Source organism: Allocatenococcus thiocycli (assembly GCF_921292965.1).
Classification (GTDB): domain Bacteria; phylum Pseudomonadota; class Gammaproteobacteria; order Enterobacterales; family Vibrionaceae; genus Vibrio; species Vibrio natriegens.
Window position 1 is genome coordinate 44,137 of the sequence record NZ_CAKLCK010000037.1, and the last position, 14,492, is coordinate 58,628.

A 14,492-nucleotide genomic window follows, 5' to 3' on the forward strand; every position below is an offset into this window, starting at 1 on the left:
TCGGCTTTGTTTTGCCTTCGTATTTGAATGTTGAAGCCAGTCGAGGTTAATCAACTTTACCAAAGTAGCGGCTCCCTACTCGCTTATTCATTAGCGAAGCTTCAAGTACCCTACTTTTCCTAGCTTCAAGGCATCTTGATCGCCACCAGCTACCATAAAATTGAGTGTAACGCTTTCAAAATGCCGTGCGTAGTGAATCTATAAAGCTAGCTTGTTAGCCCATCACACATTGGCTGATGTGTTTATTGAACGTCACCAGATCAAAAGATCCTTTAATCTCAAACAGCACCTTACCAACCTCGCTCAGGTAAAGCTCGATCTCACAATCCAGATCCAATGTGCCGGACGTTTCAACAGAGAACGCGTTTACCTTGCTATACGGTAACGATGTATAGTCCACTTTTGAGCCAGTAATCCCCTGAACGTTCGCAGCAATAATTCGTTTGTTGGTGAAAACCACTTGATCGCGGATACTTTTGAAAGCGGCAATGATTTCTTCGCCATCAATCAGAAACTTGTAGAAATCTTCTCTCACCTTCGATTCTTCAATCGGTTTTAGCTTAAACACCGATGAGTTTTCAAAATCGATCATGACTATCTCCTATTCAGGTATGCGTTTTTGAGCCAGTTGCCCTCGTGTATCCATCTCACCAACGTCTTTCCAGCCATGTTTACGATAGAACGCAACACCTTGGCTATTGGCTGGTAAATACCTTAACTGGACATACTGGCATTTGGCAGATTTTAATTGTGAAAATATGAAGTCTTGCAACTCGCTACCCAAACCTTGTCCACGAAACTCCGGTTTTAAGTAAAAAAGGTTTATGTAGCCATATTTTAAGCCGTCATCGTCAATCAAGTCTTTCCTAAACTCGATTTGACCAATGGTTTCATCGTTTTTGATAGCATGATAAAAACCAGCATCCGGCAAAGACGCCAATCTCTCAAACCATGCAGCCGTCTCTTCAGTATTAAAGCCATCAAGGCTGCCATAACTGACTGCATAAGCATCTCTACGAAAGGCTATACATAAATCTAATTGCTGTTCGATGTTTACGGGAACAAATTCCATTTCTCGCTCCGTGATTGGTCAGGTTCTTAAGGTAGATAGTGAATGGCTAATGGTAATACTCTATGGACAAGCCCAAGCTTGAGATGAGCGCATGGCAGCCGAAAGACACTAAAATTGCTTTTCCATGCGTAACAGCTTCCACGACTTGCCGTTAAAGTATCTGGTACCGGATTCAACCGTTAACGTCTTAAAACCCAGAGATTCATAACATTTCCTGGCCGCCGTATTATGTTCAAAGACCGCTAAACTCAGTATTTCGGCAGACAAGTCATTTCGCGCTTTATCAATCACTAGCGTCATCATCTTCTTTGCGAGCCCTTGCCCACGAAACTCTTCGCTTATAAAAACTCGACAGATCCGATAATGATCTTCTGCTACTTTGTACAGTTCGATAAACCCTACATTGTCGCTATTCATAGTGACAAGATAAGGATGCACTTCAGCCTGAGCGCAGTGTCGTTTGATTTGTGTTTGAGTCAATGGAAAAGTGTATGCTGGTCCGCCCCATAAGTAATTCAACTCATCGGTCTTAATCCATTCCACCAGCTGCTTAAAATGAGATTGTTTAAACTCGGTTAACTGCATACTTCCCCAGAAGATCCAAAGCGTTATCGTTAATCAACAGGAAGAATAATACAGCTTGCTAGTATTCGTCACAAACTTCTCGTTTATAAACCGTTTTAGACTCGACAAGACAGGCACGCATTTCATTTGGTGCTTTTTGATATTCAGACCCAAAACTAAAAGCCGAACCCCATCGCTAAGGTTCGGCTTTAGTGTTGGCTTCATATTAGAGTAATCAATACGACTCTAATGTGTAAGCCAGTCGAGGCCAATCGACTTCGCTATGTTATGAGCAGAGAGCTCATTGTGTAAACCGTCATTTGTAGGGTTACGAAGCACGTCGCAAGGTTTTACATTCGCTTGCATTGTTGCCGCGAAGCTCTGGAGCCAAGGTAAAATGATCCGGTGTTCTTAATTCGTTGTAATATGGAGTCGGATATACTTCTCAGGAACCTTGTATCTAAAACGCTGACCGATTTTTAAGTTGGATTTCACGTATCGACACACAACCTGGTCACCAGTCCCTGATACTCGCTTAATGGATGCTTTACTTCCCTTGTGCACCATTTCTATCATGACATCGCAATAGCCCTGATACTCATCGAACTGCTTAGTGACTTTCCGCTGAAGCTTATTTTTAATCTTTTTCGCTACCGGATTGGTTTGTGAATCATCCGCAAACGTCGGAGAGCTAAAAAGTACAAAGGCTAATAACGTGACAACGTAGCGCATACAGAACCCCATATAAACAATTGATAGATATGTGGTTATGTTAGTTTTCTAGGTTTTAAATACAAAAATGGGACGCTATTTTGCGTCCCATTTAACGTGAAGAAGTAATTGATATGTAGACTAAGCGCGCTTTTTGCCTTTGGCTGTTTTAAAGCCTTGATGAGGGAAAACATTTCGAATTCGTTGTTGGGTTTTCTTCGGTACCGCTTTAGAAAAGACCAATCGCATACCGGTACGCTGATTATAAACTTTCATCTCTCCAGTGAACGGGCTATGTTCGCTAATGTCTTCTAAGTTGTGTTTAAAAGACGGCGGCATGTGGCCTTTTACTTTCGTGATATGGCCATCGTCAAACGACACCTTAAGCACTGGTCGGTCAACAGCAATCAGCCAAAAGATAACAACAGCAGCAATCAATATTACGTATAACATTTAATACTCCTTAACTGGATAGCAGCTTACTTAAGTCTTCTTTAATTGACGTTACCTTCTGGCTTGCTTTTTCACTTCTTGATGCTTCGGAAAGCAGATACTCAATCGCATCAGATAGTGTACAGCCTAGTTCGTTCGCTCGGCTGGACAGCTTTTCCCAAACCCGGTAATCCAAATCGATGGACTTCTTCTTAGTATGAACTTGTTCAGCATTGAAATGGCGTTTGCGTTTTGCACGAATTGCTTGCTTTAGCTTATTCTCAAGCTCTTCTGACATGTGGTTATCTATCCATGCCAGTACTTGTGTAGGTTCGTGCTCAAGACGTCGTAGCTCAGCGACTGCGGCATCTGCTTCACTGGAGTCAATATGACGCGTTATCGCCTCTCCATCCTTCCACTTCTTGATCAGATAGTTCCACTTCCACCCACATTCCAAATTTTCAAGTTGCTGATATTTCATCCTTTCCGACCCATATTTCTCACCTAGTGACAGCGTAACCCAGTTATTTAAGATCAGCAAACAAATCTCTATGAAGTATCGATGCTGATCACTCATTTGTCTAAGTCTTGAGCAAGCTAACCCGTACCGAATTGTTATTGTAGAAATTGGGACTAGGGAGTTATTGGCGGTTTCGCTATAATGGCGCCAAATTAAATGATGATGAATTTTAATGAACCAACTTAACTGGCAAGACGTTACGCCTTCGTTCGATGAATACGAAGCATTATTGAACTCCGCTTCGACATTACCAAAGAAGACATTTGTTGATCTACAACCTCGAATGTCCGCCACAATTTCTCGCTTCACAAACATTGGTGGCCTTACCCGTATCCTACTGATTAATTGCGTTGATAATTCAATATACCGTGGATTTATCAGTAAGGCGGTCGAACAAAGTGCTTCTTCGCCAGTGGTGACAACCGAATCGCTCGACGCGAAACATTTGTTTGATCGTTACAGTATCGCTGAGAATGGCGAAGTGACGTTAGAACAGGGACTCATTGCTCAAGCGCATGGCGGTTACCTCATGGTTCCTGCCAATTTGATTCTGGCAAACCCTGGCTACTGGCCAAGTATTAAAGCGGCCATTCAAAAGCAACCATTTGCTGCAATGAACATGAGCCCTACGCGCGTTGCTGTGCCTGCCGTTACATCAAACACATATGACGTAAAGCTCATTGTAACGGGTGACAGAAGCCAGTTAGCAGAACTTGAATATGTCGATGAGGATTTCTCATCAGGCCTTTGTATGTATACCGAGGTTGAAGAAGACATCCACTTATCTCAGGACAATTTATCTTCCTACCTGGGTTATGTGAATTGGGTGTGTGCGGAGTACAACCTGCCAAGTTTGGATAAAGACGCATATCGAAGACTTATGCTCGCTGGTATGCGTGAAATGGAAGACCAGCATTATCTTCCCCTTGGCGTAATGTGGCATTGTCAGCTTTTAACCCTTGCCAGCCAACACTGTGATTCAGAAGTGATTGACTTCAAGGCGATAGACAATGCGATTGACGACAAATACTACCGTGAATCTTACCTACCGCAACGTGCCGTGTACGACATACTTGATGGTCAGGTGATCATTGAAACAACCGGTGAACAAGTTGGTCAGATTAATGGCTTAACGGTTATTGATATGGCAGGCCACCCTGTGTCTTATGGCGAGCCTGCACGTATTTCCTGTGTGATTCACTTTGGTGACGGTGATGTCTCGGACGTTGAGCGTAAAGCTGAACTCGGCGGCAACTTGCACGCCAAAGGTATGATGATCATGCAGGCGTTTTTGAGTTCTGCGCTAAATTTTGATGAACCATTACCCTACGCCGCTTCTATTGTGTTTGAACAGTCTTATAGTGAAGTTGATGGCGATAGCGCCTCGCTTGCTGAACTATGCTGTTTAGTAAGTGCATTGTCTGAATGTGCGGTGGACCAACAGATCGCCGTCACGGGTGCCGTGGACCAATTTGGTCGCGTGCAAGCCGTTGGTGGTCTGAATGAAAAAATCGAAGGCTTCTATCAGGTTTGTAAGCATCAAGGCTTTACCGGGCGTCAGGGTGTGATTCTACCTGAGACGAATCTTAAGCACTTAGCCTTACATAAAAGCGTCATAGAAAGCATTCAGAATGGAGAGTTCAACATTTGGTCAGTATCGACTGTCGATGAAGCCATTCCTATCTTGATGGGTAAACCATTCCGTGGTGAAGACGACAGCATTATTGGAAAAATTGCTGAACGTATTGAAAACTTTGAAAGACATGAACACACGGAAGGATTTGTGCAGCGTATCAAAAACTGGTTTGTTTAGTACTGATCGGAGTTGTTTAGCGTACACGTGTTCACTAAGATGCATCTGTCAAAAATTGGAGTGATTGATAATGCAAAACAAACGTGATTCTTATAATCGTGATGATCTTCTAGCTTCGAGCCAAGGTGAGCTATTCGGCCCAGGTCGCCCACAACTACCTGCGCCAAACATGCTTATGATGGATCGTATTACCAAAATGTCAGAAACGGAAGGTGACTTTGGTAAAGGCTTAATTCTAGCGGAATTGGATATTACTCCAGATCTTTGGTTTTTTGATTGCCACTTCCCTGGTGACCCGGTAATGCCAGGTTGTCTTGGCCTAGATGCTATGTGGCAGCTTGTTGGCTTCTACCTAGGCTGGATTGGCGGTGAAGGTAAAGGCCGTGCTCTGGGTGTAGGTGAAGTGAAATTCACAGGTCAGATCCTGCCAACAGCGAAAAAAGTAACCTACGAAATCCACATGAAGCGCGTCGTAAACCGTAAGCTTGTTATGGGTCTGGCGGATGGCCGTGTATTAGTAGACGGTAAAGAAATCTACGTAGCGAAAGATCTTAAAGTTGGTTTGTTCCAGGACACTTCTAGCTTCTAAGCTAAGATTTTCTGCTATTTCTTAAAGGGCTCCGGTTGGAGCCTTTTTTGTATCTCAAACTTTTTGTATTCCGCGATACCCATGCCTGTCAATTTTCTCATGCGTAGAATGCAGAAAAGGCTCTTTTAAGAGCCCTTTCAAATCCTTCTATTGTATGTGGGAGTTATTATTTATAGAGACCAGAGTTTTTTTCATCTCTGGCATCACGCCAACCACCTAACCAATACGACCGAGCATCAACTTGTTGATATGGGCAAGCCTCTTGGGACCTTCCATTCAACCCAGCTTTATAGCCTTGAGATTGAGCTCGTTCTAGGCGATCACGCTTTTGTCTCTTCATAGGTAATTCCTCATACAGATCCATTTGAAAAATTGCTTCTGTTTTTGTGAAACTTTAATGGAGTTTTTATGACTCCAACTACAAGAATCGATCAACTTTGGAATTTTCTCAAGGCATAAAAAAAGCACAGACTCAAATCTGTGAGTCTGTGCTTGTATTAAAATTTTTTAACTATTTTCTACGGAACCCAAACAAGCCAAGCATGGTCAAAGCTAACCAACCAAGTCCGGCACCTTCGCGTGTCGCACTTTCTTCTTCCACGTTTCGAGAAACGATGTCGTCCTGTGTTTGATCAGGAATAGGCATTAGTTTAACCGCAACGACCTCTTCGTTAACATCACAAGAGGCATTATGCGCTGCAGAGTTATAGCCGCCAGAACACTTCAATGCAGTGGCTGATATAACACCTGCATCGTTAATGTCTGTTGCATCGATGATACGGAACTGGTTGTTCGCGTCAGAGTAGTCACCACCGTTAGTCAGTGAATCTAGAAGCCATGCCTTACCACCGAATAGTGATTCAGCACGTTCGCTTGCTGCACCGTCTGCGCTATATGGGTAAATGAATCCGCGCTTACGACGTGGCTTACCGTCATCTTCACGCGTAGAGTCAGCGTCTATCTGACCGACAATTTCGTTGTAAGCGTTAATGCCACCCATTTTACCGCCCGCACCATTAAAGAAGATGCCAGAAGTTGGGTACACTGCGCTTAGAGAGTCAGAACGAACATCAGGTACGATAAACAAACGATTAGGATATGCACCCGCTGTCGGGATACTGCGTTTTGCCTCACCGATACCAACAAAGTTTGAGTTAACGGCTGTCAGACGTGAGTTCGAGTGAATGGTATCACCGTCTTCTCTCTGACGTGCGCCAGTTACCACTTTGTTCGACCAAGTAACGTTTTCGATCGATGTTTCAGACGCAAGCGTGCCCACAAACACGGTCGCGTTCATGTAGTTGTTGTCAGAATACGTGTTGTAACCAACGCCATAGACTGTCTTATCATCAACGATGAAATCACGCATGCTACCTTGTGCCAGACGATTGTTGTCGCTTGACGTATTACTTGGCCACGATAGCTCTGAAACATTACCGTTCTGGTCCCAGATAGCAGCTTTAGAGGTATGGTGAGTACCATTATTGTTGCTTGCTGTACGCGAAACACTACCCGATGTGAAAGTACCATCTGTTTTCCACGCATGGCTTTCAACAACAGCCGCTTGATCTTCTTCGGTAACGATATTCGGAGTAACCGGAGCAACCACTGTGTTACGCGTTTCTAGCGTAGATGAATCTTCTGCACTGATTACGCTTTGGTTACCAACTGCTTCACCGGTTGATGTTAAGCTATTGATAACGTTGTTGTACTCATTTGTGTACGCCGCGCTATCACCTTCGACAAATGCCAAAGCATTTGAGGTAAAGTCTTTGTAGCGTTCGTTCTCCCAAGGCACAATGTTTACCGCAGACCATGTCTCGCAGGTGTTGTAGCCAAGGTTGTAATAACAGTAACTTTCAAAATCATCACGATCGTCTACGTAAGAAAATCGAGAGTCCATTCCAAATGGTACTTCTTCACGGTAGCTAATACCGTCGACTGCCTGACCTGCCGATAATGGCGTTGTACGGCTCTCTACGGCCAGCTTAAATTGATCATCTGTACAGTTTGCTGTTGAATCAAAACACCCTAGAGCAAATGGAGAGCCTGTAGAGGCATCCTCAACATCACCCTGCTGAATCGCGACACCATAAGCCGATTCAAAATCGACAACGTCACCGTTTACCTCAGGTGAAACTTCGATAACTTGATACAATGCAGCGTTTGCACTCATTGATGAACCTACCATCATCGCGATGGCGGTTAGTTTGAATTTGTGACTACAATTCATTGAATTCTTAACTATCCTGTTGCATTGCTTCGAGTTCTTCCCATCTCTCGAATGCGATTTCCAACTCCTGCTCAAGAGCAGCAAGCTGTTCCAATACCGGTTGAGTTTGTTCTACAGATTTAGCGAAAAATTCCGGATCATTCACTTGTTCTTGCAGCGTCTCAATATCCGACTCTAATTGTTCTAGTTTAGCTGGAAGAGCTTCTAGTTCTCTTTGCAGCTTATATGATAATTTCTTCGAGTTGTTCTTAGGCTGAGGTGTTTTGGGAGTTTCCTCAACCACTTTTTCTTTACTCGCTGCTTTTTCAACCGACTGACGAGCGGCCAGTACCTGCTCACGTTGCTGTCTTGCATCGTGATAACCACCAACAAATTCTTCGATGACTCCATTTCCTTCGAAGATCCAACTTGTTGTCACCGTATTATCAACAAACTCACGGTCGTGGCTTACTAACAGTAACGTACCCTGATAGTTGGCAAGCATTTCTTCTAAAAGTTCCAACGTTTCGATATCCAAATCGTTGGTTGGTTCGTCAAGAATAAGTAAGTTGTTTGGTTTCAGCAAGATACGCGCTAATAATAGACGGTTTTTTTCACCGCCGGAAAGCGCTTTAACTGGTGTTCTTGCTCGTTTTGGTGCAAATAAGAAATCTTGCAGGTAACTCAGAGCATGGCGCTGACGACCGCCAACCATGACTTCTTGCTTACCATCAGCCAGGTTATCAATCACAGATTTCTCTGGGTCTAATACCTCACGGTACTGGTCAAAGTATGCAACTTCAAGCTTAGTGCCACAATGCAGACGTCCTGACTGTGCTTCTAACTGGCCTAAAAGTAACTTAAGTACCGTACTCTTACCGCAGCCGTTTGGACCAATTAGTGCGATTCGATCGCCACGCATAATATTGAAGCTGAAGTTATCAACGATTTTTTTGCCTTCATAAGCAAAGGATACGTTTTCAGCTTCAAAGACGATTTTACCGGAGCGAGAGGCATCATCGATATTCAGGTTAACTTTACCCTGCACATCGCGGCGGTCACGGCGCTCTTCACGAAGTTTCTTCAGTGCGCGCACACGGCCTTCATTACGAGTACGACGTGCTTTAATGCCCTGACGAATCCATACCTCTTCTTGAGCAAGTTTCTTGTCGAATTCTGCATTCTGCATATCTTCAACACGAAGCATCTCTTCTTTTTCTGTCAGGTAGCCTTCGTAATCACCCGGAAATGAAGCAAGCTGACCACGGTCGAGATCCACGATGCGTGTTGCCATCGACTTAATGAAAGCACGGTCGTGAGAAATAAAGATGATCGAACCTTTAAAGTCTTTCAGGAAGTTCTCTAACCATTCGATAGTTGTTACATCAAGGTGGTTAGTTGGTTCGTCCAGAAGCAGTACATCAGGATCACACACAAGTGCACGCGCCAGTGCTGCTTTACGTTGCCAACCACCAGATAAATCCGTCAGCTTTGTTTCCGGGCTCAGTTTCAGCGCACTTAAAACATTGTTAACGCGATCATCAAAGCGCCATGCATTGGAATGATCAAGTTGCTCCTGAACCTTAGATAAGCGATTAATGTGCTTTTCACTTGGGTCCTGAGCAACAAGATCTAGAAGATCGTGATAGATCTTTAGCTGTTCACCGACTTCGGCCAAGCCACCTGATACGTATTCGTAAACGGTGCCTTCCTGGTTGCGTGGTGGATCTTGCTCTAAACGAGAGACGACGACGTCTTGAGTGATCTGGATTTTTCCGTCATCCAGTACAATGTCGCCAGCAAGCACTTTCATCAACGTAGACTTACCGGCACCATTTCGCCCAACTAAACACACTCGTTCGTTTTCTTGTAAGGCAAATTCTGCATGGTCGAGTAACGGATGATCGCCAAATGCCAACTGCGCATTATGAATGGTAAGTAATGCCATTATTTTCCAACCAATTTGTAAGTTGCTCTGAGTCAAACGGCCAGTTCAGCTCAGAATCTTGATATTTGAGTACGGGTATCGTGACGCCGTAACGAGAAAATAGTTCATCATCGAACGCTATGTCGACGATATCAGTCTGTTCCGCCAGACCGACCTCAGTTATTAGAGAGAATGCCATCTCACAAAGATGGCAGCCCTCTGTGCTATACAAAGTCAGCACTTCAAAATCCTTTTTTACTCTGCGTGTGTAACCAACCAGCAGTTATGAATGTGTTTGTTACGAGCAAAATCCAGCGGTAGCGTTTGAGAAGAAATGTTTTGAGCCTTCAGACCCAATTCAGCCAACGCTTCTTCATCCATCTTGAAATGACGCTTGTTGTTTGAGAACACGATAGTGCCTTCACTTCTGAGCAGACGCTTCAAGTTTTTCATCAATTTAATGTGGTCACGCTGAACATCGAACGACGTTTCCATACGCTTAGAGTTCGAGAACGTCGGTGGATCAATAAAGATAAGATCGTACTCGCCTTTTGCATTTTCTAACCACTGCAGACAATCCGCTTGCTCATAGCGATGCTGGCGCCCTACACAACCGTTAAGCTGCATATTGTCTTTCGCCCAGTTCAGGTAGGTGTTAGACATATCAACTGTCGTGGTTGAACGAGCACCACCGACGGCTGCGTGAACCGTAGCGCTACCTGTATAAGCAAACAGGTTTAAGAAATCTTTCCCTTTTGCCATTTCACCAATGCGACGACGAGTGATTTTATGATCAAGGAAAAGACCCGTATCAAGGTAGTCGTGAAGATTTACGATCAGCTTCACACCATACTCATGAACTTCCAGCGTTTCAGAGACTTGTCCCAGTTTCTGGTATTGATTACGGCCTTTTTGTTTCTCACGAACTTTAAGTACGACTTTGTTCGCTTCCACACCCGTTACCTGAATAGTTGCACGGATGATGTCGGTTAAACGACGTTTGGCTTTTTCTTCTGGGATGTTCTTAGGTGCAGCGTACTCTTGAATAACGATTTGATCGCCATATACATCAATTGCAACGTTGTATTCAGGAAGATCGGCATCGTAGATTCGGTAGCAGTCTAACTCTTCTTTACGAGCCCACTTACCAATCTTACCCATGTTCTTCTTCAGGCGGTTAGAGAAGTCAGGTGCGATTTGTACATTGGTATCCGCGCCTTTCACTTCATCAACACTGCGTTCTGCAATGCTGTAATTCTTCTGGTGACACTGTAACGCACCATTGTTTAACTTGAACTGTTTATCCGCACGCATGCGAAGGCAGCTAAGCAATTCATCAGAGCTAGAGAAAATCGACGCTTTGCAGCCACCGAACTCAGATTTAAGCTGCCCACCAAATGCGGTGTATAGCGCAATCAAGCCAGGCTCTGTACCTAAACGCTCACCATACGGAGGGTTAGAAACAATAACGCCATGCTCAAATCCTGCTGGACGAGTGATGGTTGCCGCGTCACCTTGTGCAAATTCGATCAGCTCTTCAACACCTGCTCTGCGAGCGTTATCTTGAGCGACTTTCAATACTTTAGGGTCGTTATCAAAGCCGAAAAACTTTGCGTCAACTTTTTTGACACCACGACGAGCCTGAACATTGGCCTCAGATTTAATCTCTGCCCACAGCTCAGGTTCGAAGTCTTCTAGCGATTCAAAGCCCCATTGCTTACGCTTAACACCAGGCGCCATATTGGCTGCCATCATCGCGGCTTCGATAAGTAGCGTGCCTGAACCACACATTGGGTCGAGTAAAGGCTGATGGCCATCCCAACCACAACGCATGATGATCGCAGAAGCTAATGTTTCACGAAGAGGTGCACGGCCTGATTCCGGACGGTAGCCACGCTGATGAAGTCCACTACCCACCATATCCACACCAAGCAGTGCTTTGTCTTTGTGCAAACGAACGTGAACACGGATATCCGGGCGCTCTTTGCTGATGTTTGGACGTGGTAATCCTTTCTTTTCAAAGCAATCGACGATGCCATCTTTTACTTTCATCGCACCGTATTGGCTATTGCGGATTTCACGGTTTGTACCGTTAAAGTCGACAACGAAACGCTTTGAACTATGGAATTGGTTCACCCAGTTAATGGCCATTGTAGAAAGGTACAAGTCCATATCATCGTTACAGGTGAATTCAGATAAAACACGTACAAATCGAGACGCCAAACGGCTCCACAAACAACAGCGATAAACTTGTTCGTTTGTCGCTTTAAATTTTACGCCTGCCTGTACTGGTTTCGCATTTTCGATGCCTAGTTTAGTCAGTTCTTCAACAAGCAAATTTTCCATGCCATTTGAAGTTACCGCGAGATATTGATTCATAGTGTTCTTTCGCTGATAAAAAATGGCTTCAATTATACCTGACTTTACGATCAATGCCTCGTTTTTAAAGGTATTTTCCCTTCCGTTAGCACAAACACTCACCAGTTAAGTGATCTGAAAGTTCCTACATTTTGCATTTTAATCAAAATTCATCTCGTCCTCCTTTTAACCAAGATGCTATCCGCACAGCGATAGTGAATACTTATTTACACTCATTTTGGTCTATACCAAGAATTAAATATAGTTGTTATTTAATTACATTTTTCTGATATAGGGGAATAAATAGGTGAATGTTAAGCGCCGAGTTGCCTAACATTAAGAGAAACTAATTTAAAGAAAGTGGAATAAAAGTGACCTACCTCATGATTAAGTGCACGAAAAATGTACAGTTGCAGAGGTGTTTATGTGAAAAGAGTGAAGTGTTCGGATAAAAAAAATCGACCTGAAGCGGTCGATTAAGGCAAACAAAGGAACGAAATAAAGAAATTAAATCAGGTTATCCAACCATGGCCATGGGTGCCATCACAAACAGGTGGCTTGCACACGCCATACGGTCGTGCATCACTTTAATCGGTTGGCCAAATGGCAGAGACTTGCTTCCATCAAGCACAAACTCTTCTTGTCCCACGTAAAGGCACAAGCTAGAGGTTTCTCCAGGCTCAAGTACAATGAAGACACCTTCAGAGTATTGGTTCGTCAGGAAGACCATATCCCCTTCTTCTGGCTCATATCCAGAAGACTGAGCATCGAAAAACCAACTTTTAGGTTGTACTGGCTTATGGAAGCGTTTAGCAGCTACGCAGTATAGGGTTAGCTCTGCTTGACGGTATTCACTGATATCGAGACAGCGAATACGTTCATTAAAGGTCTGAAACGCACTAGCATCATCGACAGTAAATTCGTTGTTTGAGAAGGCGCAGTTGACTAACAGCTTTCGGGATAGATTGGTTTGGAAAATCATTTCCTCCCCCAAATCCAGCATTAAACAAGCTTTATGCTCGTCATAATACCAATTCCATTTGTCGCTGGGTTTAAGCATTGTTCCGTTCTCTCTTGACTAGTTAAATCAGTGGTAAAGAGGTAAGACGCTTAATTACCTACTCATGATTTTTAAATTCTACAAATGAACGGACAAAAAAAAAGAGGAAACAAGATCCTCTTTTTTTGTAATAACTAATGTAAACTCAGCGAGTTGTTAAATTATTTTAAAGATTTTTAACAATATCGCGTACTAAACCTGGACCGTGGTAAATAAAACCTGTATAGACTTGGACCAACTGTGCTCCGGCCATCATCTTCTCTTTTGCCGCAACATAAGAATCGATACCACCCACACCAATGATCGGAAGTTTGTCGCCAAGCGCTTCGTGAAGTTTACGAACCACCTCAGTAGAACGAGACTGTACCGGACGGCCACTTAAGCCACCCGCTTCATTCGCGTGTTTCATACCTTCAACAACGGTTCTATCCAATGTTGTGTTCGTCGCAATCACACCATCGATGTTGTTTTTAATTAGTGATTCACAAATCTGAACGATTTCGTCATCACTCAAGTCTGGTGCGATCTTCAGTGCCAACGGTACGTATTTATCGTGCTTTTCTGCTAGCTCAGATTGTTTTGCTTTCAACTCAGCAAGCAACTCATCCAATGCCTCACCGTATTGAAGCGAACGTAATCCTGGCGTGTTTGGAGAAGAGATATTCACCGCAATGTAACCTGCGTATTCGTATACTTTTTCCATACAAATCAGGTAGTCTTCTGCCCCTTTCTCAATCGGCGTATCTTTGTTTTTACCGATATTGATACCAAGTACACAGTCGAACTTCGCTTTCTTCACATTCTCAACCAAGTGATCAACACCTAGGTTGTTAAAGCCCATACGATTGATGATGCCCTCTGCTTCCACTAGACGGAACAGACGTGGTTTATCATTACCAGGTTGCGGACGTGGTGTTACGGTACCGACTTCAACGAAACCAAAACCCATCGCATCAAACGCTTCGATACATTCGCCGTTTTTGTCTAAACCAGCAGCGAGACCGACAGGGTTACGGAACGTTAGCCCCATGCACTCTACTGGACGATTTGGTAATTGTTGACGATAGAAAAGATCGAGAGGTGTGCCGTTAAAGCGTTGGAAATTCTTAATTGCAAGATCATGTGCCTTTTCGGCATCAAGTTGGAAAAAGCCAGTTCTGGCTAGACGGTAAAGCATTGTGCCTCCGAAAGAAAAAAGCCCCGTGTAAACGGGTCAATATTATTTACTGTTTTT

The 14,492-nt window shown here is 43.8% G+C and carries 15 protein-coding genes; 2 read left to right on the top strand and 13 right to left on the bottom strand.

What is annotated here, in order from left to right; translation table 11 throughout:
• Nucleotides 1-214 precede the first annotated feature (214 nt).
• The 6 genes from L9Q40_RS14925 to matP form a co-directional block, all read right to left on the bottom strand.
• On the bottom strand, nt 215-592 hold the full coding sequence (locus L9Q40_RS14925) for a PH domain-containing protein (protein WP_498793745.1): 378 nt from the start codon (nt 590-592) through the stop codon (nt 215-217).
• A gap of 9 nt (nt 593-601) precedes the next feature.
• Nucleotides 602-1,072: a GNAT family N-acetyltransferase gene (locus tag L9Q40_RS14930; RefSeq protein ID WP_498793746.1), complete on the bottom strand. Its 471-nt coding sequence runs from the start codon at nt 1,070-1,072 to the stop codon at nt 602-604.
• A gap of 108 nt (nt 1,073-1,180) precedes the next feature.
• A complete protein-coding gene (locus tag L9Q40_RS14935; RefSeq protein ID WP_498793747.1) occupies nt 1,181-1,657 on the bottom strand; it encodes a GNAT family N-acetyltransferase in 477 nt (158 codons plus the stop codon).
• A 390-nt stretch (nt 1,658-2,047) separates the two neighbouring features.
• Nucleotides 2,048-2,368 (bottom strand): hypothetical protein, encoded by a 321-nt coding sequence (locus tag L9Q40_RS14940; RefSeq protein ID WP_498793749.1) that lies wholly within the window; start codon nt 2,366-2,368, stop codon nt 2,048-2,050.
• Nucleotides 2,369-2,488: 120 nt separating this feature from the next.
• A complete protein-coding gene (locus L9Q40_RS14945; RefSeq protein WP_065296848.1) occupies nt 2,489-2,800 on the bottom strand; it encodes a DUF3634 family protein in 312 nt (103 codons plus the stop codon).
• A gap of 10 nt (nt 2,801-2,810) precedes the next feature.
• Nucleotides 2,811-3,260 (bottom strand): macrodomain Ter protein MatP, encoded by a 450-nt coding sequence (gene matP / locus L9Q40_RS14950; protein ID WP_014231878.1) that lies wholly within the window; start codon nt 3,258-3,260, stop codon nt 2,811-2,813.
• A 211-nt stretch (nt 3,261-3,471) separates the two neighbouring features.
• Between matP and L9Q40_RS14955 the strand changes: the two genes are divergently transcribed.
• Entirely contained in the window at nt 3,472-5,112 is a 1,641-nt protein-coding gene (locus L9Q40_RS14955; RefSeq protein ID WP_498793750.1) for an AAA family ATPase, read from the top strand.
• A 70-nt stretch (nt 5,113-5,182) separates the two neighbouring features.
• Nucleotides 5,183-5,701, top strand: a complete 519-nt coding sequence (gene fabA / locus L9Q40_RS14960) for a bifunctional 3-hydroxydecanoyl-ACP dehydratase/trans-2-decenoyl-ACP isomerase (protein ID WP_014231880.1) — start codon at nt 5,183-5,185, stop codon at nt 5,699-5,701.
• Nucleotides 5,702-5,867: 166 nt separating this feature from the next.
• Here the strand turns inward: fabA and rmf are convergent, their stop codons facing one another.
• From rmf to pyrD, 7 genes are all read right to left on the bottom strand, one after another.
• The gene (rmf, locus tag L9Q40_RS14965; protein WP_014231881.1) at nt 5,868-6,041 is read right to left on the bottom strand and encodes a ribosome modulation factor; all 174 of its coding nucleotides are present in this window, start codon (nt 6,039-6,041) and stop codon (nt 5,868-5,870) included.
• A 171-nt stretch (nt 6,042-6,212) separates the two neighbouring features.
• Nucleotides 6,213-7,934 carry a DUF3466 family protein gene (locus L9Q40_RS14970; RefSeq protein WP_498793751.1) on the bottom strand — a complete coding sequence of 574 codons (1,722 nt, stop codon included), beginning with the start codon at nt 7,932-7,934 and terminating at the stop codon, nt 6,213-6,215.
• Nucleotides 7,935-7,941: 7 nt separating this feature from the next.
• On the bottom strand, nt 7,942-9,861 hold the full coding sequence (locus L9Q40_RS14975) for an ABC transporter ATP-binding protein (protein ID WP_498793753.1): 1,920 nt from the start codon (nt 9,859-9,861) through the stop codon (nt 7,942-7,944).
• Nucleotides 9,839-10,081: a glutaredoxin family protein gene (locus tag L9Q40_RS14980; RefSeq protein ID WP_014231884.1), complete on the bottom strand. Its 243-nt coding sequence runs from the start codon at nt 10,079-10,081 to the stop codon at nt 9,839-9,841. The genes L9Q40_RS14975 and L9Q40_RS14980 overlap by 23 nt, the downstream gene beginning before the upstream one ends.
• 14 nt (nt 10,082-10,095) lie before the next feature.
• On the bottom strand, nt 10,096-12,219 hold the full coding sequence (gene rlmKL / locus L9Q40_RS14985; protein WP_014231885.1) for a bifunctional 23S rRNA (guanine(2069)-N(7))-methyltransferase RlmK/23S rRNA (guanine(2445)-N(2))-methyltransferase RlmL: 2,124 nt from the start codon (nt 12,217-12,219) through the stop codon (nt 10,096-10,098).
• A gap of 496 nt (nt 12,220-12,715) precedes the next feature.
• Nucleotides 12,716-13,258 (bottom strand): cell division protein ZapC, encoded by a 543-nt coding sequence (locus L9Q40_RS14990; protein WP_014231886.1) that lies wholly within the window; start codon nt 13,256-13,258, stop codon nt 12,716-12,718.
• A 166-nt stretch (nt 13,259-13,424) separates the two neighbouring features.
• The gene (gene pyrD, locus L9Q40_RS14995) at nt 13,425-14,435 is read right to left on the bottom strand and encodes a quinone-dependent dihydroorotate dehydrogenase (RefSeq protein WP_014231887.1); all 1,011 of its coding nucleotides are present in this window, start codon (nt 14,433-14,435) and stop codon (nt 13,425-13,427) included.
• Nucleotides 14,436-14,492 lie beyond the last annotated feature (57 nt).

Bases quoted from the DNA above. Each gene is read 5' to 3' on its own strand.
- matP (WP_014231878.1), bottom strand. From the start codon at position 3,260: ATGAAATATCAGCAACTTGAAAATTTGGAATGTGGGTGGAAGTGGAAC.
- L9Q40_RS14945 (WP_065296848.1), bottom strand. From the start codon at position 2,800: ATGTTATACGTAATATTGATTGCTGCTGTTGTTATCTTTTGGCTGATT.
- L9Q40_RS14925 (WP_498793745.1), bottom strand. From the start codon at position 592: ATGATCGATTTTGAAAACTCATCGGTGTTTAAGCTAAAACCGATTGAA.
- fabA (WP_014231880.1), top strand. From the start codon at position 5,183: ATGCAAAACAAACGTGATTCTTATAATCGTGATGATCTTCTAGCTTCG.
- L9Q40_RS14935 (WP_498793747.1), bottom strand. From the start codon at position 1,657: ATGCAGTTAACCGAGTTTAAACAATCTCATTTTAAGCAGCTGGTGGAA.
- L9Q40_RS14930 (WP_498793746.1), bottom strand. From the start codon at position 1,072: ATGGAATTTGTTCCCGTAAACATCGAACAGCAATTAGATTTATGTATA.
- L9Q40_RS14970 (WP_498793751.1), bottom strand. From the start codon at position 7,934: ATGAATTGTAGTCACAAATTCAAACTAACCGCCATCGCGATGATGGTA.
- pyrD (WP_014231887.1), bottom strand. From the start codon at position 14,435: ATGCTTTACCGTCTAGCCAGAACTGGCTTTTTCCAACTTGATGCCGAA.
- L9Q40_RS14940 (WP_498793749.1), bottom strand. From the start codon at position 2,368: ATGCGCTACGTTGTCACGTTATTAGCCTTTGTACTTTTTAGCTCTCCG.
- rlmKL (WP_014231885.1), bottom strand. From the start codon at position 12,219: ATGAATCAATATCTCGCGGTAACTTCAAATGGCATGGAAAATTTGCTT.
- L9Q40_RS14975 (WP_498793753.1), bottom strand. From the start codon at position 9,861: ATGGCATTACTTACCATTCATAATGCGCAGTTGGCATTTGGCGATCAT.
- rmf (WP_014231881.1), bottom strand. From the start codon at position 6,041: ATGAAGAGACAAAAGCGTGATCGCCTAGAACGAGCTCAATCTCAAGGC.
- L9Q40_RS14990 (WP_014231886.1), bottom strand. From the start codon at position 13,258: ATGCTTAAACCCAGCGACAAATGGAATTGGTATTATGACGAGCATAAA.
- L9Q40_RS14955 (WP_498793750.1), top strand. From the start codon at position 3,472: ATGAACCAACTTAACTGGCAAGACGTTACGCCTTCGTTCGATGAATAC.